This is a genomic window from Streptomyces sp. NBC_00258 (assembly GCF_036182465.1).
GTDB lineage: Bacteria > Actinomycetota > Actinomycetes > Streptomycetales > Streptomycetaceae > Streptomyces.
In genome coordinates, this window is the sequence record NZ_CP108081.1 from 4189596 (window position 1) to 4211409 (window position 21814).

Below are 21814 nucleotides of genomic sequence, written 5' to 3' on the forward strand. Positions count from 1 at the left end.
ATGACAACCGGGTGTAATCGGCGCAACACGCCACGCATTCAGTTGAAACCCGTAAGGAATAGGTCTATGGTCGATGTCGTTGAACGTTAAACAGCTTCGGCGCAGGGCCGGGCTCGTCCCCACAAGGAGTTAGTCATGGGCCTCTTCGGCAACAAGGACAACACCGCCACCGCGGCGCCCGCCGCCGTGAACCCCGACCTTGCCGCCCTCACCGGCGACTACACGATCGACCCGTCCCACTCGACGATCGGCTTCGTCGCGCGTCACGCCATGGTGACGAACGTCAAGGGCGGCTTCCTGGACTTCTCCGGCAGCCTGCACCTGGACGGCGCCGACCCGTCGCAGTCGACGGCTTCCCTCGACATCACGATGGACAGCATCAACACCGGTTCCGCCGACCGTGACGGTCACCTGAAGAGCGCGGACTTCTTCAAGACCGACGAGTTCCCGACGATGACGTTCCGCTCCACCAAGGCGGAGGCCCTCGGTGGCGACGACTACCGCATCACCGGTGACCTGACGATTCTCGGCACCACCCAGCAGCTCGCCATCGACCTGGAGTTCAACGGCTCCGCGAAGGACCCGTTCGGCAACGAGCGCGTCGGTTTCGAGGGCAAGGCGGAGATCCTGCGCTCCGAGTGGGGCCTCACCTGGAACGCGGCGCTGGAGACCGGTGGCGTGCTCGTCTCCGACAAGATCAAGCTGAACTTCGACATCTCGGCGATCAAGAACGCCGGCTGACCGGGTTCGGGTTTCTTTCACCGCACCCGATCGACCTCTGAGCGCGCCCGTCGTCCGGCTCCTTGTGAGCGGGAGGCGGGCGCTCGGGTGTGTCGGGGGCCTGGATCCCGGCGGGGCGTCACCGCGCCCGTCGGCCCGACTCCAGACCGGCGATCGCCTTCTCCAGCCGGGCCGCCCTGACCTCCGGGGTTCTCGCCTTCAGCAGGGCCAGGACGACCAGGTACTGGTCCGTTCTGCCGAGCCCTTCGAAGAAGGCCTTCGCGCGAGGGCTGCGGTCCAGGGCCGCGGCGAGGTCGTCCGGCACCGTGGCGTTCCGCTGGGACTCGTACGCCGCCTCCCACCGGCCGTCCGCCTTGGCCGCCGCGACCTCCGCGAGCCCCGGGGCCCGCATCCGGCCGGCCGCGGTGAGGGCCTCGACCTTGCGCACGTTGACCATCGACCAGAGGCTGCCTGGCCTGCGCGGGGTGTACCTCTGCAGGTAGTACGACGCGTCGAGACCCCGGCGCTGACCGTCGATCCAGCCGTGACAGAGGGCCACGTCGAGTGCCTCCGCGATGGTGATGGACGGCAGGCCGGACCCCTTCTTGGCGATCTTCAGCCAGACGCCGCCGCGGAGCCCGGCATTGGCCGACATCCAGGCGTCGAGGTCCGCCACGTCCGTGAAGGTCCTGGTCTCCACGCCGTCGAGGGCGTCGGGGGCTTCGGGGGCTTCGCGATTACCGGAGGTCTCGTCCATGGGAAGACACTAGGACGGAACTAGGACAGTTTCCGTCCTACAAGGGCCGGTTGGCCGTACGGGACTCCGACGTTACTGTGCGCCGGTGTCCGCGTTCATACAGCAACTCCCCGCCCTGATAGGCGTGATCGTCGGTGCCCTCGGCTCGTATCTGGCGATCGTGCGCGGGGACCAGGTCCGGTTCCGGCGCGAGCAGACGGCGCGCTGGGAGGAACGGCGCCTCACCGTGTACTCCGACTACGCCCGTGTCCTGAAGAAGAGCGTCACCCTCACCTACCGGGTCTCCGCCCACCTCGGAAACGATCCGCACCCGCATCCCCTCTCCCCCGAGGAGGCGGCGCCCCAGCTGGCCTCGGCCCTCGAAGCCCGGGATCCGGTCGGCGAGGCGCTCCTGATGCTCGGCTCGGCGGACGTGGTGGAACGGGCCCGCGAGTGGGTCGTCCTGGTCATCGAGATGGAACGCTTCCTGGACACCCGCACCCATGATCCCGAGGCCTGGTCGACGCTGCTGGCCCGCCAACGGGCGGGCCGGGAGCGGTACTACTCCGCGGTGCGCAACGATCTGGCCCTTCCGCCGGGGCATTCGGGACGGTGGATCTTCGACGAGTCGGCCTCGGCGGGGTCGTGAGGAGTTCCGGCCCCCTGTCGCTCGGGCAGGAGAAGGACGGTGGAGAGAGGAGGGCACATGGACGAACACGGTCGTGATCCGCACATCCATGTCGAGTCGAAAGTGGCCCGGGGCGACTCCGCTGTCCGCAATGTGCTGGCGTCCACGTTCGGCCTGGCCGGTGACTTGCCGAGTGTTGTCGACACGGGGTGCGGACTGCGGGTGCCGTACGCGATGACCTCTCCTCGTCCGGACAGCGTCACCTGTCTCGCCTGCCGTGAACACGCGGGGCGCGAGCATCTGCGGCTCGCGGAGACCGTCGAACACCTGGGCCTCACGCCGGGATCGGCCATCAGCGGCACTGAGGCGAAGCAGGCCGCGGACTGGCACCGCGACCTCGCGAAGAGGTTCTCCGGCAATTGAGTGGACCGGGCAGGTCGGGCGTCACTAGCCTGCCCCCATGTCCAGCCCCGAGGCGTCAAGACTCCGGCCACCGGCTCTCCGGTGGCTGCTCGGGATGTCCGGCTGAAGCGTCGCGGTCAAGCGCGTACACGCTCCTGCCCTTGTCACTGTCGTCACCGTGCCCGTCACCGGAACGCCGTGCAGCCTGCCATGTTCGTTTTCGGGTGTACGGAGTTCTGTCATGCCTTTCGGGCTGTATCTGTTGGGGCTCGCTGTCTTCGCTCAGGGGACTTCCGAGTTCATGTTGTCCGGGCTGGTGCCGGACATCGCGCGGGAGATGGGGGTTTCGGTACCGGCGGCCGGATCGCTGACCTCCGCGTTCGCCGCCGGGATGGTCGTGGGGGCGCCGCTCATGGCCGTACTGGCGCGGCGCTGGTCCCGGCGTGCGGCGCTGCTGGGGTTCCTGGGCGCCTTCCTGGTGGTCCACGTCGTCGGGGCGGTCACCGACAGCTTCGCCGTGCTGCTGGTCACCCGGGTCGTGGGCGCGCTCGCCAACGCCGGGTTCCTCGCGGTCGCCGTGGTGACCGCCGTGGGGATGGTCGACGCCGATGCCAAGGGGCGGGCCACGTCCGTGCTGCTCGGCGGGGTCACCGTCGCCTGTGTGGCGGGGGTACCGGGAGGTGCCGTCCTCGGGCAGCTGTGGGGGTGGCGGGCCGCCTTCTGGGCCGTGGTCGTCCTCTCCGTGCCGGCTCTCTTCGCGATCGTGCGGTCCGTGCCGGGCGGGGTGCCCGGGGCCGCTCGCGCGAGTGTGCGCGGCGAGGTGCGGGCACTTCGCGCGCCCCGACTCCAAGTGGCCCTGCTTCTCGGGGCGTTGGTGAACGGTGCCACCTTCTGCACCTTCACCTTTCTCGCACCGCTCGTCACCTCCGTCGCCCGGCTGGGAGAGGCCTGGGTGCCCCTCGTGCTCGCGCTCTTCGGGTTCGGCTCGTTCGTCGGGGTCGCCGTCGCCGGGCGGATCGCCGACGCCCGGCCCGGCCGGGTCCTCGTCGGGGGCGGCGTGGCCCTGCTCGTCGGGTGGGGCCTCCTCGGGCTGACCGCCGGGAACCCGGTGGCCGCGGTCGTACTCGCCTTCGTACAGGGCGTGTTGTCGTTCGGCGTCGGGTCCACGCTGATCTCCCGGGTGCTGTACGAGGCCACCGACGCGCCGTCCCTGGCGGGTGGCTTCGCCACGGCCGCGTTCAACGTGGGCGGGGCGCTCGGGCCGTGGCTGGGCGGGCTCGCGATCGGGGCGGGTCTCGGGTACCGCTCGCCGGTGTGGGTGAGTGTCGTGCTGGTGGGGCTCGCCCTCGTGGCGGGAGGGGCCGCGCGGCGAGCGGGGGCCCTCACGGTCCGCGCGAGCACCGGCGCCCATGCGGACGGCGTCCACACCGACGACAGTGGGCGCCCCCTCGGGCAGCCCACGGAATAACCCGGTGCGGGTCGGCGGGCGGGCGGTTAGCCTCCGGGGATGACCTGGCTGCCCGCTGACTTCGTCCATCCGCCGCGCGTCGACGTGCCCGGTGGGCACCATCTGCGGCCGATCACCGGGGGCGACGCCGCGATCGACTACCCGACGGTGATGGGGTCGCGGGAGCGGTTGTGGTCCATCTTCGGGGAGGCCTGGGGATGGCCCGCCGCGACGATCACGTACGAGGCGAACCTTGCGGACCTGGAGCGGCACGAGGCCGAGATCGCCGCTCACGAGTCGTTCAACTACGTGTTGTTCGACGAGTCGGAGAGCGTCGAGTACGGATGCGTCTACATCGATCCGCCGGAGAAGGCCGGTGCCGACGCCGAGATCTCCTGGTGGGTCGTCGACGAGCGGGTGGGCACCGAACTGGAGCGGGATCTCGACGCGTTCGTGCCGCGGTGGATCGGTGAGGCGTGGCCCTTCGAGCGGCCGCGGTTCATCGGACGCGACCTGTCGTGGAAGGAATGGCTGGCCCTGCCGGATCCGGCTCGCTGAGCCGTTGGGGGCCCATTCGTATGGGTGTCGGCTGCGAGTGGGTGGGGGCTGGTCGCGCAGTTCCCCGCGCCCCTCGAAGGCACGGGTGCACGCGAGCTTCTGCCCTTCAGGGGGCTCCTAGGCGTCACGGGCCTTGAAGGCCGCGCCCGCGACCACCAGCAACCCGAGCGCGTACGCCGCCAGTACCCCGAGGCCCGGCCATGGGCCGATCGGGAGGCGGGAGAGGTCCCGGGTCGCCTGGATGGCCAGGCCCGCCGGCATCGGGGCCCAGCGTTCGAGCCGGTCCCTCCAGCTCGGGTCGCCCAGGAGGTCGGCCAGCAGCGGGATGGCGTACAGCAGGCCCAGGCCCATCGTGATGGCGCCCGTGCTGTCCCGGAGCAGGGCCGCGAGGCCGAGGCCGAGAAGGGCTGTCAGGGTCAGGCAGAGGACCGACCCGAAGGCGGCGCGGAGCGTGGGGCCGTCGGCCAGGGACGGGAGCGGGTAGCCGGCCTCCGGAGTGAAGCCGTTGCCGGGGAGGATCAGCCGGCCCGCGTAGAGGGAACCCAGGATCGCCGCCGTTCCCGCCGCCGCCGTCATGGCGGCCAGCACCACAGCCTTCGCGACCAGCAGCGACACCCGGCGCGGTATCGCCGTCAGTGTCGTGCGGATCGTGCCCGTGCCGTACTCCGCCCCCATCGACAGCGCGCCGAGGACGAGGGCCGTCGCCTGGCCCAGCCAGACACCCGTCAGGCTCAGTTTCACGGTGTCCTCGTGGCAGGCGGCCGCCGACGGGCACGCCCCGGTGCCGACGGCGGACACCGTGGCCGCGCCGACCGTGACCGTGAGGACCGCGGTCGCCGCAAGCAGCCACCAACTGCTGTGCAGCGTACGGAGTTTCGTCCACTCGGCGTGCAGCGGTCGCAACGCCCGCGGGCGGCTCACGCGTCCCTCCTGCGCAGGCGCCAGACCGCGAGGGCCAGCGCCACCGCCACGTACGCGACCAGCACCGCCAGGCCGTTCCAGGGAGTCAACGGGTAACAGCCGGTCTCCGGCAGGCAGTGGTGGTCCACCTGCGGGTAGTAGGTGACCCCCTGCTGGATCGCGAAGGCCGCCGCCGGGGTCAGCCGCAGCAGCCACTCGGAGGCCGGCAGCGGGAGGGCGAACGCCAGGATCTGCGGCAGGATCACCAGGACCACCACCACCGTGATCGCGCCCGCGCTGCTGCGGAGCAGCGACCCCACGGCCAGGGCGAGGACCGCGACCAGGGACAGCAGGAGCGCGCTGCCGACGACCGCCCGCGGGGCCGCCCCCTCCAGCATCGACAGCTCCGGGAACGCGGGCGGTCCGAAGCCGTTGGAGCGCAGCGTGTCCTGGGCGAGCGGGAACGCCAGGGCCGCCGCCACGAGCCCCGCGGCGAACGTCACTCCCCCGATCACCAGGACCTTCGCCGCCAGAACCTGTCCTCGGCGCGGACTTGCCGTGAACGTCGTACGGATCATGCCGCGCTTGTACTCGGCGGTGATGAAGAGCGCGCCGAGCGCCACCATGAACAGGACGCCGACCCAGACGCCCTGGAAGCTCATCTGGACGGTGTCGCCGCCGGTCTGGTCCGGGGCGATGTCGCCCTGGCCGGTGAGCGTGAAGGCGCCGTCGCCGGTGACCTGTGTGCTGCCGGGGATCGGCCGGGCCGGGCCCGACTCCGGGAGCCTCGGGTCGTCCGGGTCGGGGGCGCCCACATCGGTGCTGCTCCAGGACGGGCGCGCGCTGTCGCCACGCAGTTCCACGTGGTCGAAGGCCGCCGTCGCGGTCGCGATTCCCGCGGTCGCGGAGGAGCCGCCGAAGGAGCGGCGCAGGATGGTGTGCGCCGGGGAGGCGACGAACAGTCCCGCCCGGGCCGTCCTCGGCAGGTCCGCCGGGCGGACGGTCGCGATCTTCGTCCACTCGCGGCCGTCGGGCGACTCGTAGCCCGTCAGCTCCTGGCCCGAGCGGGTCAGCCGGAGCCAGCGCGCGCCGGCGGACGAGCCCTGCTCGTCGTGGGTGAAGTCCCACTGCATACGGACGCCGTGGTCCGGGGTCACCATCAGGGCCACGTACGAACTGCCGGGCTTCGAGCTCGACTTGACGATGACGCCGGCCTTCGCCCACGGCTCCGGCGACCTGCCCTCGCGTCCCTCGATGCCGGACACGCGGACCGTGACACTGCCGTCCCCGCTGAGCGGCCGGTGGACGAGGCGGAAGGTGTCGTCCACGCGGGTGCCGTCGGGGGCGGAGACGATGCGGACCCGGCTGTTGGAGTCGTTGACGGCGCCGCTCGCGCCGAGTTGCGAGATCACGACCGTGGCGGCGGCCGCCAGCACGAGGACCAGCAGCCAGCTCCGTACGGTCCAGAACTTGCTCCACTCCGCGCGCAGCAGCCGTACGAACCCGTCCCGCCCCGGCTGGAGCCGGGACTTGTACGGGGTTCTCGGCGTGGGTGCCGGAGGTGTCGGGGGAGTGAGTGAGGGCGGTGTCGAGGAGGACGTCATCGCGCGACCTCGCCGTCCACCGCGGAGACGAACTCCGTGGAGTCCCGGGTCAGTTCCATGTACGCCTCTTCCAGGGTGGCCCGGTGGGAGCCCACCTCCGCGAACGCGATTCCGGCCTCGGTGAGGAGCGCCACGATCCGCTCCGGCGGCAGACCGGTGACGGTGAGGGTGTCGCGGCCGGTCACCGCGACCGTGCCGCCCTTGCGGGCGAGCAGTTCCATCGCCTCCGTACGAGCACTCGTGCGCAGGGCCACACGGTCGCCGGACGCCGCGGCCAGCAGGTCGGCGACGGCCGTGTCGGCGATCAGGCGCCCCCGGCCGATGACGACCAAGTGGTCGGCGGTGTCTTCGAGTTCACTCATGAGATGGCTGGACACGAGGACGGCTCGGCCCTCGGCGGCCAGTCGGCGCAGCAGGCCGCGGATCCACTGGATGCCCTCGGGGTCGAGGCCGTTGACCGGTTCGTCGAAGAGGAGCACGGGCGGGTCGCCGAGGAGTGCGGCGGCTATGCCGAGGCGCTGGCGCATGCCGAGCGAGTAGCCGCCGGCCCTGCGGCGGGCCGGCTGTTCCATGCCGACCTGTTCGAGGACCTCGTCGACCCTGCGCATGGGCAGGCCGTGCGAGTGGGCCAGCCAGCGCAGGTGGTCGCGGCCGCGGCGGGCCGGGTGCAGCGCGGCGGCGTCGAGCAGCGCGCCGACCTCCAACAGCGGGGTGCGCAGGGCGTGGTAGGGGCGCCCGCCGATGAGGGCGTGCCCCGTGTCGGGGGCGTCCAGACCGAGCACGGTCCGCATGGTCGTCGACTTGCCCGCCCCGTTGGGGCCGACGAAGCCGGTGACCTGGCCCGGTTCGACCGTGAAGGAGAGCCCGTCCACGGCGACGGTCTGCCCGAACCTCTTGCGGAGGTCCCGGACTTCGATGGTTGCGTCCATGCCGGCGAGGCTAGGGAACCACGGCATGGGGCGTCGTCCCGCCCGGGAGCAGTCTTCGCCGCCCCCGGCCCGGGGGACGGCATCCCCCACGCGAGGGACACGGCACTGCTGACCTGGGGGACGCGGTCCGGCGCGGGCGGCGGCAGAATGGCGGACGTGGACGAGGCCGACGAGGTGACGACAGGGCGGGCGGTCCCTCGACCCGCGGAACTGCCGTGCCCACCTTGGAAGTTGGGGCTGCGTCGGCCCTGGCCGTCGGGGCCGCGCCGGGCCGCCGCCTCCCGCGCGCCGCGGTCGCGCGAGCGCGGCGCGGTCGCCGACGGGCACGGCGTAGGCACCCGCGGCCCTGACGTACGGGCCCCCGGCCGTGGCGCACTCGCTCTCGGCCGAGCGGTTCGCCTCCTCTCCCCCGCGGCACGCCCCGGCTCCTCGGCCCTGTTCTCCGCCGGTGCCGCCGGTGCCGGGTCCCTCTCCCCCGTCGTGCTCTCCGTCGGCCTCGCGGTCCTCGCCTCCGCCGAGATCCTGGTCCGCGCGGCCGGGCTGCGCGGGAATCTGGCGCTGGCCCTGCTGCTCGCGCTGTGCACCACGCTGCCCGTGGGGTTCGTCCTCGCGCCGGAGCGCGGTGCGCCGATCCGCGGCACAGCGGCCGTCGCGCTCACGACCGCCTGTGTCCTGGCCCTGGAACCCTTCCGTGCCCTCACCGTCGCTGGGGTGGCGGCCCAGCTGATCACCGTCCATGCGCTGGGCCGGGCGGGGTCACCACTGCTCAGCGGTCTGCTCGTGCTGCCGTACGTCGGTCTCGCGCTGGCCGCGGCGGGTGACCCCGCCGACTCCACCGTCCGTGTCGTCGCCGTTCTGGTCGCCACGCTCGGCTCCGCCGTGGCGGCCACGGGCATCACCCGGCATGTGCGGACGGCCGCGCAGGCACACAGCGCCACGGAACGGGCCTTCGCCGACACCCTGCTCGAACATGCGGCACGGGGTGAACGGGCCCGTATCGCAAGGGAGTTGCACGATGTCGTCGCCCACCACATCTCGATGATCGCCGTACAGGCCGAGACCGCCCGGCTGACCACCCAGGGGCTGCCCGCCGACGGCGCCACCCGGCTGCTGGCCATCGGGGACACCGCCCGGGCCGCGCTGACGGAGATGCGCCGGCTGCTCGGCGTGCTGCGCGAGGACGCGGACGTGGGGGTCACCCGGCGCCCCCAGCCGGGCCTGCGCCAGCTGATGGAGCTGGTCGACGACTCCCGGGAGGCCGCGGGCTCCCGTACCCGGCTGATCGTCAGTGGCACGGTCGCCCCGCTCGACCCGGGCATCGAGGTCACCGCCTACCGCATCGTCCAGGAGGCCCTGACGAACGCCCGCCGGCACGCTCCGGGCGCCGCCGTCGACGTGGAACTCCGGTACGGCACGGACGACTTGGAACTCCGCGTACGCGACAACGGCCCCGGACCTGGACCCGAACCTGGTTCCGGTTTCGACCCCGCGCACCCGAACGATCCCGCGGCCCCGGCGAACCGTGACCGCGTCGGGCACGGCCTCCTCGGCATGCACGAACGCGCGGCGACCGTGGGCGGCACCCTGCGCACCGGCCTCGCACCGGGCGGGGGCTTCCTGGTCGAGGCACGCCTACCCGTACGGGCGGAGGCCCTCGCATGACAACCCCCGAAGCCACCCCCGAGGCGGTCGCGAGGACGGATGCCGGCGCCGCCCCCGAGACGGCGGCCGATGTGCCGAGCGAGGCCCACCCCGTCCGTATCGTCGTGGCCGACGACCACGAGGTCGTCCGCGCCGGGTACGCCGGACTCCTCGCCACCCAGCCGGACTTCACGGTCGTGGGCACGGCGCGGGACGGCGCGGAGGCGGTCCGGGTGTGCCGGGAGCAGCGGCCCGACGTGGTGCTGATGGACGTACGGATGCCGGTGTCGGACGGCATCCGGGCGACCGCGGAACTCATGGGCGACGCCGCACTCACGCACCCGCCCCGCGTGCTGATCCTCACCACCTTCGACCTCGACGAGCACGTGTACGACGCCCTCATCGCCGGAGCGAGCGGCTTCCTCCTCAAGGACGTCACCGCGGAGCGGCTGTTCGACGCCGTACGCGTGGTCGCCGCCGGGGAGGCCCTTCTGGCGCCCGGGGTCACGCGCCGGCTGATCGCCGAGTTCGCCCGGCTGAAGCCCAGGGCGCCGCGCCGGGACGCGCTCGCGGTTCTGACTCCGCGTGAGTCGGAGGTGCTGCGGCTGCTCGCCGAGGGGCTGTCCAATCCCGAGCTCGCCGGGCGTCTGCACGTGGGCGAGGAGACGGTGAAGACGCATGTCAGCCGGGTGCTCTCGAAGCTCGGGCTGCGCGACCGGACCCAGGCGGTGGTCATGGCGTACGAGACGGGTCTGGTCGTGCCGGGGGCGGGGAGCTCGGCCTGACCGGATAAGGGCGGCCGAATTTCACCCCTTGTGGCGGCACTCACAGCGTTCACATAATCCCTCAACAGAAATTGACCGGCTCATGCCAGCAAACGCGATTATTTGTCGCATTCCTTGGCATGTGCCTGCCATTTCTGCCGCATCCGCATCCGGTTCCACCAGCTCGTATGTCAACCCCCCACGGAAGGCATCACGTTGAAGAACCTCCTCAAGGCCCTCAAGAGATGCGCGGTCGCCGGTGCGGCCGCCCTCGCGGTCGTCAGCCTTCAGCCCGTCTCCAACGCACAGGCCGCCCCGGCGCCCGTGGTCGGCGGAACCCGCGCCGCGCAGGGCGAGTTCCCGTTCATGGTCCGGCTCTCCATGGGCTGTGGCGGCGCGCTCTACACACAGCAGATCGTGCTCACCGCCGCGCACTGTGTGAGCGGCTCCGGCAACAACACCAGCATCACGGCCACCGCCGGAGTCGTGGACCTCCAGAACACCAGCGGCCGGGTCCAGGTCAGGTCCACCAAGGTCCTTCAGGCCCCCGGCTACAACGGCACCGGCAAGGACTGGGCGCTCATCAAGCTCGCCCAGCCGATCAACCTGCCGACCCTGAAGATCGCCACCACCACGCAGTACAACACCGGCAACTTCACCGTCGCCGGATGGGGTGCGGCCTCCGAGGGCGGCGGGCAGCAGCGCTACATGCTCAAGGCCACCGTGCCGTTCGTCAGCGACGCCACCTGCCGTTCCTACAGCGGCTACAGCGGGCTCGTCGCGAGCGAGGAGATCTGCGCCGGCTTCACCGCGGGCGGCGTCGACACCTGCCAGGGCGACTCCGGCGGCCCGATGTTCCGCAGGGACGCGGCCGGCGCCTGGATCCAGGTCGGCATCGTCAGCTGGGGCATAGGCTGCGCCCGGCCCAACGCCCCCGGCGTCTACAGCGAGGTCTCGACGTTCGCGTCGGCCATCGCCTCGGCGGCGTCGACTCTCTGACGTCCGCCTCATTTCTTCGTACGAGGTCCATGGGCCCGGTGCCGCAGAGCGCCGGGCCCATGCCCGTTCCCTGGCCGCTCCAGCGGACGGAAGCCAAGGGTCTCAGCGGAAGCCAACGGGTTCAGAAACCCCCTCCGAAGTCCCCGCCGCCCCCGAAGTCACCGCCTCCGAAGCCGCCGCCGAAGTCACCGGAGTCGAAGTCGGCGCCGGACACGTCCCCGCCCTCGTATCCTCCGCCGCCGAAGTTCCCGTAGCCGGAGCCGTAGTCGGCCGCGTACGACGGACTGGCCATCATGGAGCCGAGCATCGTGCCGACGAGGAGGCCGGGCAGGATGCCGCCGCCGAAGTAGCCGCCCGCCCAGGGGCCGTACGCCGGGCCCGCCTCCCAGTAGGGGCGGCGGCCGGTGTCCGTGTCGACCTCGCGGACGGCGGGGTCGTGGCCGTCGGCGAGACGGACCTGGTCGGCGGCGCAGACGGGCACCTCGCGGGTCGCCCCGCCCGACGGCGTCCAGGTGGCGTCGGCGACCGACGGACCGTGGCGCGGGTCGAAGAAGCAGGGGGCCCGGCGGTCGGGAACGGGCCGGCCCTCGCGGCGCGCGGCGAGCACGGCGAGCGAGAAGCGCCCGTCCTCCAGGGACTGGGTGACGGCCCGTACCTCCTCGGGGCGGGTGGCCGCGGCCATGAAGGACTTCGCCTTGTCGTAGGCGTCGAGGGCGCGCTCGTAGTCGGCGCGCATGGCGTCGTCCGCGCCCGCCTCCGCGGGGTGGAAGTCGAGCCGGTCGAGTTCCTCTCCGAAGGCGGTGATGTCCTCGTCGACGACGACGCGCAGCTTGTCGAGCGCGGCCTGTCGCTCCGCCTCCTTCTTGCGGCGGTTGCGGCGCACGAGGGTGTACGCGCCGGCGCCGCCCGCCACGATCACCGCGCCGACCCCGATCAGGGCGCCCGGGTCCACGCCTCCCCCGCCCTCGCTCCAGCCGCTGGGCGCCGAGCCGCCGACGTTGGCGAGGGCCCGGTCGGTGAAGTCGTCGAGCTGGGTCTTCGTGTCCTCGCCCCGGACGCTGGTGACGAGGTTCTTCACACCGCTCTGCGACAGGACCGAGGCGTCGGCCTTCGCGTCGAACCGGTCGCCGAGCCGGATCGCGTACAAACCGGTGACGCCGGTCGCGGTGCGCAGGTTCTGGAAGACGTCCTGCTTCGGGAAGTCCGCGGGGAGCACGGCGACGAAGACCGGCTTGTCGGCCCTCTCGATCTTCTCGGCGAGGGCGTCGGCGTCCGCCGACGACAGTTGCCCGGACATCGACGGGTCGACGTACACGGGGCTCTTCTTCAGGGCGTCGGCGACCGTCGAGACGTCCGTCGCCGCGTGGGCGCCCGTGGCCCCGACGGAGAGCACCGCCAAGGCCGCGAACGCGATCAGGAGTACGGAGAGTCCTCGGCTGAGGGTCTGTGCGGCCTTCATACCTTCGAAGCTACTCCTGGGCGCCCGAAAACGTACCTCGTGCCGGCCGGGCACCCCGTGCCTGGTGGGCGGTGCGACGCCGCGCGCAGCACCGCCCACCAGGGATCCTTCGGCCGAGGGGCTCATCGGCCGAGGATCCCTCGGCCGACGGGCCCGTCGGCAGTGAACAGGCAGTGATCAGGCGGCCTTGTACGCCGCCGTCAGTTTCGCCACCGCCTGCCCGTACCGGCCGGTCAGCAGCAGGTGATCGGCGTCGGCGAAGGGCTTCGCGCTCGCCGCCGTGATCGTCTGCCCCATCTTCTGCTGGACGAGCAGCCGCGCCTTGGTGACGATCGCGCGCCCGGCCGTCCCGGACCCGGCCTTCTCGGCCACGGCGGCCGCGACGGCGAGAGCCTTCAGGGCACTGGTGCCACCGCCCGGCACGGAGGTCAGCGTGGTCAGCCCCCATCCGTACGGGAACTGCGGATCGTACGAGGAGTCGCCGACGTTGATCGGCAGCTGGGCCTCCGACTTCGGCCAGGTGAGCGGGAGTTGACCGGCGAAGGCCCGCTTCCCGTACAGCACGTCCGCGACGCCGTCGCCCTCGGTGCCCGGCAGCCAGGAAGCGACCAGCGCGTCGATGTCGCCCAGCTGGTCGCCGACGAGCTGGGGCCGCCCGGAGACGATCAGCACCGCGCACTTCATGGCGCCGCACACCTTGTCGACGGCGGCCCGGTCGGCAGCGGAGAGCACCAGGTCGTTGCCGTTGCCGACATCTCCGACGCCCTCGGCGTACGGGGTCTCGCCGACGACCACGACACCCACGTCATGGCCGCCCGTCGGCGCCGACGCGTCCTTGGAGTACGTGACCGCGCTCCCGGTCTTCCGCATGCCCTCCAGGATCGTCGTCCCGTCCGTGATCTTCCCGGAAGAGCCCTGCCAGGTGATGGTCCAGCCGCCGGCCTGGTTGCCGATGTCGTCGGCGTTGGACCCGGCGACGTACACCTTCTGCGACTTCTTCAGCGGCAGCACGCCGCCCGCGTTCTTCAGCAGGACCTGGGACTCGGCGGCCGCCTCGCGGGCCACGGCCCGGTGCTTGGCCGAGCCGATTGCCGAGGCCCCGCTGGTGTCGGCGTACGGCTTCTCGAAGAGGCCCAGCCTGAACTTCTGGGTGAGGATGCGGGACACGGCGTCGTCGATGCGCTTGCCGGAGATCCGGCCGGCGGTCACCTCGTCCGACAGCGTCTTGTGGAAGTCCTTGTACGCGTACGGGACCATGATCATGTCGAGGCCCGCGTTGACGGACGTACGGACGTCGCTCGCGTAGTCGCCGGGGATCTGGTCGATGGCCTGCCAGTCGCTGATCACGAAGCCGTCGAAGCCCATGCGGTCCTTCAGGACGCCGTTGATCATCGCGGCGTCCGCGTGCATCTTCACCGGGCCCTCGGAGTCGCCGAGGACGTCGAGCGAGGAGTACGAGGGCATGACCGTGCCGACGCCCCGGTCCACGGCGTCCTGGTAGGGCGCGAGGTGGACGGCTTCCAGTTCCTGCCGGGTGACCTTGGTGATGCCCTGGTCGATGGTGTACGTGCCGGTCGTGGACGAGCCGTACTCCGTGCCGCCGTCGCCGACGAAGTGCTTGGCGGTGGCGAGGACCTTGTCGTTCCTCTTCAAGTCCTTGCCGCTGGGCGCCCCTTGGAGGCCCTGGACGACGGTCTCCATGGACTCGACGAGCGCCGGGTCCTCACCGAACGACTCGTAGGTCCGCCCCCAGCGCTCGTCGCGCGTCACGCACAGGCAGGGCGCGAAGTCCCACGGGATGCCGGTGGCCCGGACCTCGGCTGCGGTCACCTTCCCTGCCTCGTAGGCGAGTTGGGGATCGCGCGAGGCACCGATGCCGATGTTGTGCGGCATGATCGTGGCGCCGACGAGGTTGTTGTGGCCGTGCACCGCGTCCACGCCGTATATGAGCGGGATCTGGAACCGGGTTGCCTGCGCCCGGAGTTGGAAGCCGTCGATCATCTTCGCCCAGGCCTCGGGCGTGTTCGGTGTCGGTGTGGAGCCGCCGCCGGAGAGCAGCGAGCCGAGGTCGTACGCGGCGATGTCACCCGGCGTGGTGAGCGCGCCGCGCTCGGCCTGGGTCATCTGGCCGGCCTTCTCCGCGAGGGACATCCGGGAGAGCAGATCGACGACCCGCTTCTTCACGGGCAACTTCGGGTCCAGGTACGGGAGTCCGTGGGCGTCGATCACGATCTGCGGGTTCTCGGCGGGCGGCTTCGCGCCGGTGACCGCCAGCTTCAGCGGGACGGTCTCGGCGTTCTCCCCCGCCTTGTCACGGAGGGTCGCCACGGTGACGGTCCGCGAGGCGCCGGAGGCCGTGCCCGCCGGGAAGGTCAGCTCCCCCTTGACCGGGGTGTAGTCCTTGCCGGACTCGCCGGTGCCGCCGGCCGTCTCGTACGCGACGGTGACGGGCTCCTCGATCGGCGCCGAGCCGGTGGTGGCGACCGTGATCCTCACGGCGGCCGAGCGGCCCTCCTTGACGGGGTGGACGGCCGCGTCGGTGACGACGTTGGCGCGCAGGGCCTGGTCGGCCTTGCCGTACAACTCGACGCCGTCCATGGCGAATTGATCCGCGCTCCCGACCGGGAGGGTGAGCGCGTAGCCCCACATCCCGGTGAGGCCGAGGACCTGGTCGATGCCTCCGACGGGCTGGTAGTCCGTGCGGTAGGTGAAGTCGGTGAAGGGGATCTCCAGCTGTTTCCAGCCGGTCCAGTCATCGGTGAAGGACGTGGTCCACAGCTCGGAGGCCTCGCCGTTGGCGCCGCCGTCCTTGAGCTCGAAGTTGACCTTCTTGCCGTTGTTCCGGCCCTCCCACCAGAAGCGGATGCCCCGGTGGGCCGACCAGTCGTGGGCCGGCTTGTCGAAGGCGAAGTCGTGCGTGAAGCCGCCGTAGCCGCTGATGTCGTACGTACCGGAGAGGACCTTCTCGCCCTGCGGCGCGTCGTCCCGGGCGGCGAGCTCCAGCGTGGGCGGGTCGTCCGTGTCGCTGCCCCAGGTGAAGATCCCCTCGGCGGGCGGGTTCGCGAACGGGATCTCGCCCTCGAAGCTGTCGACGGGCACGGGGGCGGGATCGTCCGCTCCGGAGGCGGGGCCCGCCACGGCGAACGGGAGCAGCCCGGTCAGCAGGGTGGCGGAGACGAGCAGGGCGGTTCTTCGCATGGACCTTCCCTCGGCTCTGGTGCGGCTGTTATGACTTGACCTCTCAGGACTTACCTCACGGCGTGAGTTAACTGACGCCCCGCCAAGCCGTCAAGACTTCACGTCAGAAGCGGTACACACCCAACTCCCGGCCGGATCAGGGCCGTTGCTCCTTCAGAAACTGAACGCGCACCCCCTTGACGCCCGTCCGGAGCCGTCATTTACTCACGCCTCGCACGCCCACATCCCCCACCTCCAGAAGGGCGGCGCACCATGAACACCCCCAGAAGACCCCTCCGGGTGGCCCGGCTCCTCCTCGCCGGGCTGCTCACCACCGCCGGGCTGACCGCCGTCGGTGCCACGCCCGCGCAGGCCGCGGGCGAGCAGGTCACGGCCTGGCTCACCACGACGGACGACACCGGCGGCCGGCACGTCGTGCGGGGGTTGCAGGCGCAGGCCCCCTTCGCGTTCCAGGCCGGCAGCGGCGGCAGCGGCGAGAACATCTCCGTGGACGAGAACACGCGCTACCAGTCGTTCTCCGGCGGCGGCGCGTCCTTCACGGACACCGCGGCCTGGCTGATGGACGGCAGCGGTGCCCTGACCCAGGCGACCCGTGACGCGACCATGCGCAAGCTGTTCTCCCCCACCGAGGGCATCGGACTCTCCCTGCTCCGCAACCCGATGGGCGGCTCCGACCTGGCCCGCTTCGGCTACACGTACGACGACGTGCCGGCCGGGCAGACCGACCCGGACCTCTCCGAGTTCTCGATCGCCCACGACCTCCAGGACGTGCTGCCGCTCACCCGGCAGGCCAGGCAGCTCAATCCGTCCCTCACGCTGATGGCGTCGCCGTGGACCGCGCCCGCCTGGATGAAGGACAACGGGCAGCTCAACGGCGGCTGGCTGAAGGCCGAGAACTACGGGGCGTACGCCAACTACTTCGTGAAGTACCTCCAGGCGTGGCGCGACCAGGGCGTCCCGGTCGACTACGTCACGGCCCAGAACGAGCCGACTTGTTGCTCCGGCTACCCCTCCATGAGCTGGAACGGCTCCGGCCTCGCGTACTTCACCAAGAGCGAGCTGCTGCCGGGGCTCCAGGGCGCGGGCCTGGCCACGAAGGTGCTGGCGCACGACTGGAACTGGGACACGTACGACGCGTACGCCGCCCAGACCGTCGACGACGCGGCGGTGCGCTCGCACCCGAACTTCGGCGGGATCGCCTGGCACGGCTACGGCGGCGACGTCGCCAAGCAGACCACCGTGCACAACCGGTATCCGCAGCTGGACGCCTTCGGCACCGAGCACTCGGGCGGCACCTGGATCGCCAACCAGCAGCGCGAGGACATGCTCAACATCATCGACTACACCCGCAACTGGGCGAAGTCGGTGACCAAGTGGTCGCTGGCCGTGGACCAGAACCGCGGCCCGCACAACGGCGGCTGCGGCACCTGCGACGGTCTGATCACCGTGCACAACGGGGACTCCCGGCACGGCCAGGTCGACTACACCGTCGAGTACTACACGATGGGCCACCTGACGAAGTTCGTACGCCCCGGAGCCCAGCGCATCGCCTCCACGGCGAGCTCGTCGGTGCCGAACGTGGCCTGGCGCAACACGGACGGTTCGAAGGCGCTGATCGCGTACAACGACGCGAGCGCGGCGAAGACCGTGACGATCAACTGGGGCTCGCAGCACGCCACTTACTCGCTCCCCGGCAAGACGTCGGCGACCTTCACCTGGTCCGGCACCCAGTCGGGCGGCGGCGAGCGGGCAGGGTCGTTCGTCGGGCTCGCGGGCAAGTGCCTCGACGTGGCGGGCGGTTCGTCGGCCAACGGCACGGCGGTCCAGCTCTACGACTGCAACGGCTCGGGCGCGCAGAACTGGACGGTCGCCGCGGACGGTTCGGTCCGGGCCCTGGGGAAGTGCCTCGACGTCACCGGCGCGTCCGTCTCCGACGGGGCCAAGGTCCAGCTCTACGACTGCAACGGCTCGGGCGCGCAACGCTGGTCGTACAACGCCTCGACCGGTGACGTCGTGAACACGGCCGCGAACAGGTGCCTGGACGTGAGCGACAACTCGTCGGCGAACGGGGCGCGGGGGCAGATCTGGAGCTGCACGGGGGCCGCCAACCAGAAGTGGCAGCTGCGGTAGGGGGCCGCGGGACCTTTTTTCGCCCCCGCCGCCCCTACCCATTCCCGTCACTTACTCAGGGGCTCCGCCCCCGAACCCCCGCTCCTCAAACGCCGGAGAGGCTGAAGATTTCGCAGCCCGGGCCGACACCTTCAGCCCGTCCGGCGTTTGAGGACGAGGCCGTTCAGGCCGATCAGCGGGGGTCTGGGGGCGGCAGCCCCCCAGAAGGGACGGGACGGGTAGGGGCGGCGGGGGCGAGAAAACCCCCGGTCGGCTACTCCGCCGGTTCCACACCCGCGCGCAGCAGTCCGTACGTGTACGCGTCCTCGAGTGCCTGCCACGAGGCCGCGATCACGTTTTCGGCGACCCCCACCGTCGACCACTCCCCCGTGCCGTCGGAGGTGGAGATGAGGACCCGGGTCGTGGACTGGGTGCCGTGCTTGCCCTCCAGGATGCGGACCTTGTAGTCGACGAGCTCCAGCTTGGCGAGCTGGGGATAGATCTTCTCCAGGGCCACGCGCAGGGAGCGGTCGAGGGCGTTGACCGGGCCGTTGCCCTCGGCCGTGGCGACGATGCGCTCGCCCTTGGCGAAGAGCTTGACCGTGGCCTCGTTGGCGTGGCTGCCGTCGGGGCGGTCCTCGACGATGGCGCGCCAGGACTCGACCTCGAAGTACTTGCGGGCCTTGCCCTCGACCTCCTCCCGGAGCATCAGCTCGAAGGAGGCGTCCGCGGCCTCGTACGTGTAGCCCTTGAGTTCGCGCGACTTGACCCGCTCGACGACCCGGCCGATCAGCTCGCGGTCGCCGCCCAGGTCCACCCCGAGCTCCTTGCCCTTGAGCTCGATCGAGGCGCGGCCGGCCATGTCCGACACCAGCATCCGCATGGTGTTGCCGACCTGCTCGGGGTCGATGTGCTGGTACAGGGCCGGGTCGACCTTGATGGCCGACGCGTGCAGGCCGCCCTTGTGGGCGAAGGCCGAGACACCGACGTACGGCTGGTGCGTGGACGGGGTCAGGTTCACGACCTCGGCGATCGCGTGCGAGATACGGGTCATCTCGGACAGCGCGCCCTCGGGGAGGACCTTCATGCCGTACTTGAGCTCCAGTGCGGCGACCACGGGGAAGAGGTTGGAGTTGCCGACGCGCTCGCCGTAGCCGTTCGCCGTGCACTGGACGTGGGTCGCGCCCGCGTCGACGGCGGCGAGGGTGTTGGCGACGGCGCAGCCGGTGTCGTCCTGGGCGTGGATGCCCAGGCGCGCGCCGGTGTCGGCGAGGACGGTGGCGACGACGGCCTGGACCTGGGCGGGCAGCATGCCGCCGTTGGTGTCGCACAGCACGACCACGTCGGCGCCGGCCTCCGAGGCGGCCCGGACGACGGCCTTCGCGTACTGCGGGTTCGCGCGGTAGCCGTCGAAGAAGTGCTCGCAGTCGACGAAGACGCGCCGGTCCTGGGAGCGGAGGTAGGAGACGGTGTCGCGGACCATCTCCAGGTTCTCTTCGAGGGTCGTGCGCAGCGCCAGTTCGACATGCCGGTCGTGGGCCTTGGCGACGAGCGTGACGACGGGCGCGCCGGACTCGACGAGTGCCTTGACCTGCGCGTCCTCACTCGCCTTGCCGCCCGCCCGGCGGGTGGCACCGAAGGCGACGAGCTGGGCGTGCCTGAAGTCGATCTCCTGCTGGGCACGGGCGAAGAACTCGGTGTCGCGCGGGTTCGCCCCCGGCCAGCCACCCTCGATGAAGCCCACGCCGAAGTCGTCCAGGTGCCGTGCGATGGCCAGCTTGTCCGCGACGGTGAGGTTGATGCCCTCTCGCTGCGCACCGTCGCGCAGCGTCGTGTCGAAGACGTGGAAGGCGTCGTCGACTCGGGAGGGGCCGCGACGGGAGGAGTCGCGATTCTCGTCGGTTGCGTCCGTCATCTCTTGAGGCTCCTGTATCGGATTCGGTCTACCGGAATGACCGGCTCCACCGTCCATGATCTCTCGCGCTCCGGTCCCGGCTAAAGGTGGGCCAGGAAACAGAAAAACCTCTCGCGGGTGCGAGAGGTCTGCGCGCGGGTCAGGACGACGGTGGCCGCCCGTACGTGGTCGTACGGTGCGGTCACTGCGGACCGGCGCGCCTGCTGCCAATAATCGTGGCGAACGAGAGCACGGAGGCAGTCTGGCACATACCGCCCCCGCGCTCACCGTCCGTCTCAGGATGCGAGCACTCGGTTGATCACCGCAGGTGGCGGACGAACACGTGCTGGCCGTCCCAGGTGTCTCCCGGCACCAGGTCGGCCGAGGCCGACGCGAGTGCCGTCCGCGCTGATCGACAGGTTGGTGACCGATCGCCACCGCCCGGGATCGGGTGCCTGGCTGAGCCGGACGGCAGTGCCGGTCCTGCGGTCGACGCGATAGACCCGGGCGTGCTGGTCGTGCTCGGAGGAGCCCTCCGAGCGGCTCGCGGCGAAGACGACATAGCGACCGTCCGCGCTGATCGCGGGCTGGCGCCCGGTGTCGTAGCCGGGCGCCTGCTCGTCGTCGAGACGCTCGACGGCGCCGGTGCGGAGGTCCTTCACGTGTCCGAGCGCGCCAGCGACTCGTCCAGGAACTCCCGTACGTGGGCCAGGATCTGCTCCCTGTCCGTCCCCCGCAGCCCGATCGCCACGTGGATGGAGAAGCCGTCGAGGAGGGCTCTCAGCCGGGACGCGAAACGGTCCGGGTCCACCGGGCGGAACTCCCCGCGCGACACCCCCTCCGCCAGCAGTGCCACCAGGTCCCGGTGCCAGGCTCCCTCGATCGCGGCCTGTCGCTCGCGGGCGTCCTCGTCGGCGTTCTGCGAGCGGTTCCAGACCTCCAGCCAGAGGGTCCAGTGCGGGTCGCGGTGACCGTCGGGCACGTACAGGTCCACGTACGCGTCGAGGCGCTCGCGCGCCGGAGCCGCCCGGGTGAGCAGCCGGCCGCGCTCGGCGCCGAGCCGCCCCTCGCTCCACTCCAGGGTGCGCAGCAGCAGCTCGTCCTTGGAGTGGAAGTAGTAGAGGAGGTGACCGCTGCTCATGCCGACCTCGCGGCCGAGCGCCGCCATGGTGAGCTTCTCCAGACCGCTCTCGGCGATCATGTCCATCGCCACGGCGAGGACGTCCTCGCGGGGCGGGGCGGTATTGCGCCGACGGGTCGTCACGCGACGGCCTCCGCACGGACGGCGTCCGGGACGAGCCGGGTCTCGTAGCCGCCCGAGCAGTCACTGGCCTCGACAGCGATCTCGGCGCCGCAGGAGCAGACGCGGTTGACGCCCTCGTAGGGGCTCGCGCCGCAGCAGCCGCCCAGGCGGGACATGTCGGGGTGGAAGTCCAGCTCGACGACGTCGAGCGGGTGCAGGACGTAGGTGCCGCGCGGCCCGGCGGACACGAGCGAGCCCCGCTCGTCGGACATCCACATCCCGCCGGGCACGATCCCGTCGTACGCGTCCTCGTCCCCCTCGTACGGTTCGAAGGGCGCCCCGAACGGCTGCGGATCGACCACATACGTGCCGCGCGGGACGCTCGCCGGACCGTGCCGCCGCCCCTCCGCGTCGGGCTTGCCGTCCCAGCCGGGGTACTCGGGCATCTCGTCGAGCTGCCGGACAGGCTCGGTCAGCCGGCGCCCGCAGGCGGCACAAAACAGTACGTTCACCCGTACGTTCTACCTGACCGCTCCCAGGGAGTCGTGGTGGATGCGGTGGGCCACCGCCCGGTTCGCAGTGA

Annotated in this window: 19 protein-coding genes; 9 read left to right on the top strand and 10 right to left on the bottom strand. The window is 71.3% G+C overall.

The features are described 5' to 3' along the window. Nucleotides 1–135: 135 nt before the first annotated feature. Nucleotides 136–741 carry a YceI family protein gene (locus OG718_RS18540; RefSeq protein WP_328844625.1) on the top strand — a complete coding sequence of 202 codons (606 nt, stop codon included), beginning with the start codon at nt 136–138 and terminating at the stop codon, nt 739–741. A 118-nt stretch (nt 742–859) separates the two neighbouring features. Here OG718_RS18540 and OG718_RS18545 read toward each other — a convergent pair whose 3' ends face one another. Next, nucleotides 860–1477: a YdeI/OmpD-associated family protein gene (locus tag OG718_RS18545; RefSeq protein WP_143640623.1), complete on the bottom strand. Its 618-nt coding sequence runs from the start codon at nt 1475–1477 to the stop codon at nt 860–862. Nucleotides 1478–1562: 85 nt separating this feature from the next. On the opposite strand from OG718_RS18545, the gene OG718_RS18550 reads away from it, so the two are divergent. From OG718_RS18550 to OG718_RS18565, 4 genes are all read left to right on the top strand, one after another. After that, on the top strand, nt 1563–2105 hold the full coding sequence (locus OG718_RS18550; protein WP_143640622.1) for a hypothetical protein: 543 nt from the start codon (nt 1563–1565) through the stop codon (nt 2103–2105). 57 nt (nt 2106–2162) lie between these two features. Continuing rightward, complete coding sequence (locus OG718_RS18555; protein ID WP_143640621.1) at nt 2163–2507, top strand: hypothetical protein; 345 nt, start codon at nt 2163–2165, stop codon at nt 2505–2507. 220 nt (nt 2508–2727) lie between these two features. After that, on the top strand, nt 2728–3954 hold the full coding sequence (locus tag OG718_RS18560) for a Cmx/CmrA family chloramphenicol efflux MFS transporter (protein WP_328844626.1): 1227 nt from the start codon (nt 2728–2730) through the stop codon (nt 3952–3954). Between the two features lie 39 nt (nt 3955–3993). Further along, a complete protein-coding gene (locus OG718_RS18565; RefSeq protein ID WP_143640619.1) occupies nt 3994–4491 on the top strand; it encodes an N-acetyltransferase in 498 nt (165 codons plus the stop codon). A gap of 117 nt (nt 4492–4608) precedes the next feature. On the opposite strand, the gene OG718_RS18570 is transcribed toward OG718_RS18565, so the two are convergent. From OG718_RS18570 to OG718_RS18580, 3 genes are read right to left on the bottom strand one after another with little or no spacing between them, the layout of a single operon-like run. Beyond that, entirely contained in the window at nt 4609–5412 is an 804-nt protein-coding gene (locus tag OG718_RS18570) for an ABC transporter permease subunit (RefSeq protein WP_328844627.1), read from the bottom strand. Then, complete coding sequence (locus OG718_RS18575; protein ID WP_328844628.1) at nt 5409–6995, bottom strand: ABC transporter permease subunit; 1587 nt, start codon at nt 6993–6995, stop codon at nt 5409–5411. The genes OG718_RS18570 and OG718_RS18575 overlap by 4 nt, the downstream gene beginning before the upstream one ends. After that, nucleotides 6992–7924 (bottom strand): ABC transporter ATP-binding protein, encoded by a 933-nt coding sequence (locus OG718_RS18580; RefSeq protein WP_143640617.1) that lies wholly within the window; start codon nt 7922–7924, stop codon nt 6992–6994. Before OG718_RS18580 ends, OG718_RS18575 begins: the two co-directional genes overlap by 4 nt. Nucleotides 7925–8080: 156 nt before the next feature. Between OG718_RS18580 and OG718_RS18585 the strand changes: the two genes are divergently transcribed. From OG718_RS18585 to OG718_RS18595, 3 genes are all read left to right on the top strand, one after another. Beyond that, nucleotides 8081–9586 (top strand): sensor histidine kinase, encoded by a 1506-nt coding sequence (locus OG718_RS18585; protein ID WP_328844629.1) that lies wholly within the window; start codon nt 8081–8083, stop codon nt 9584–9586. Beyond that, entirely contained in the window at nt 9583–10350 is a 768-nt protein-coding gene (locus OG718_RS18590) for a response regulator transcription factor (RefSeq protein ID WP_328844630.1), read from the top strand. The genes OG718_RS18585 and OG718_RS18590 overlap by 4 nt, the downstream gene beginning before the upstream one ends. A 195-nt stretch (nt 10351–10545) precedes the next feature. Beyond that, nucleotides 10546–11328: a serine protease gene (locus OG718_RS18595; protein WP_143640614.1), complete on the top strand. Its 783-nt coding sequence runs from the start codon at nt 10546–10548 to the stop codon at nt 11326–11328. Between the two features lie 121 nt (nt 11329–11449). Here the strand turns inward: OG718_RS18595 and OG718_RS18600 are convergent, their stop codons facing one another. Together OG718_RS18600 and OG718_RS18605 are read right to left on the bottom strand one after the other, a co-directional pair. Continuing rightward, complete coding sequence (locus OG718_RS18600; protein WP_143640613.1) at nt 11450–12787, bottom strand: hypothetical protein; 1338 nt, start codon at nt 12785–12787, stop codon at nt 11450–11452. A 177-nt stretch (nt 12788–12964) separates the two neighbouring features. Continuing rightward, nucleotides 12965–15985 carry a glycoside hydrolase family 3 protein gene (locus tag OG718_RS18605; RefSeq protein ID WP_328844631.1) on the bottom strand — a complete coding sequence of 1007 codons (3021 nt, stop codon included), beginning with the start codon at nt 15983–15985 and terminating at the stop codon, nt 12965–12967. A gap of 252 nt (nt 15986–16237) precedes the next feature. On the opposite strand from OG718_RS18605, the gene OG718_RS18610 reads away from it, so the two are divergent. Beyond that, a complete protein-coding gene (locus OG718_RS18610; protein WP_328844632.1) occupies nt 16238–18115 on the top strand; it encodes a ricin-type beta-trefoil lectin domain protein in 1878 nt (625 codons plus the stop codon). Between the two features lie 253 nt (nt 18116–18368). On the opposite strand, the gene cimA is transcribed toward OG718_RS18610, so the two are convergent. The 4 genes from cimA to OG718_RS18630 all read right to left on the bottom strand — a co-directional run bounded on the left by cimA (nt 18369) and on the right by OG718_RS18630 (nt 21743). Next, nucleotides 18369–20009, bottom strand: coding sequence for a citramalate synthase (cimA, locus tag OG718_RS18615; protein ID WP_143640609.1), 1641 nt, complete (start codon nt 20007–20009; stop codon nt 18369–18371). 275 nt (nt 20010–20284) lie between these two features. Then, nucleotides 20285–20650, bottom strand: a complete 366-nt coding sequence (locus OG718_RS18620) for a TolB family protein (RefSeq protein WP_328844633.1) — start codon at nt 20648–20650, stop codon at nt 20285–20287. Then, nucleotides 20647–21195: a TetR/AcrR family transcriptional regulator gene (locus OG718_RS18625; protein ID WP_260695468.1), complete on the bottom strand. Its 549-nt coding sequence runs from the start codon at nt 21193–21195 to the stop codon at nt 20647–20649. Before OG718_RS18625 ends, OG718_RS18620 begins: the two co-directional genes overlap by 4 nt. 53 nt (nt 21196–21248) lie before the next feature. Further along, nucleotides 21249–21743, bottom strand: coding sequence for a hypothetical protein (locus OG718_RS18630; RefSeq protein WP_143640606.1), 495 nt, complete (start codon nt 21741–21743; stop codon nt 21249–21251). Between the last annotated feature and the right edge of the window lie 71 nt (nt 21744–21814).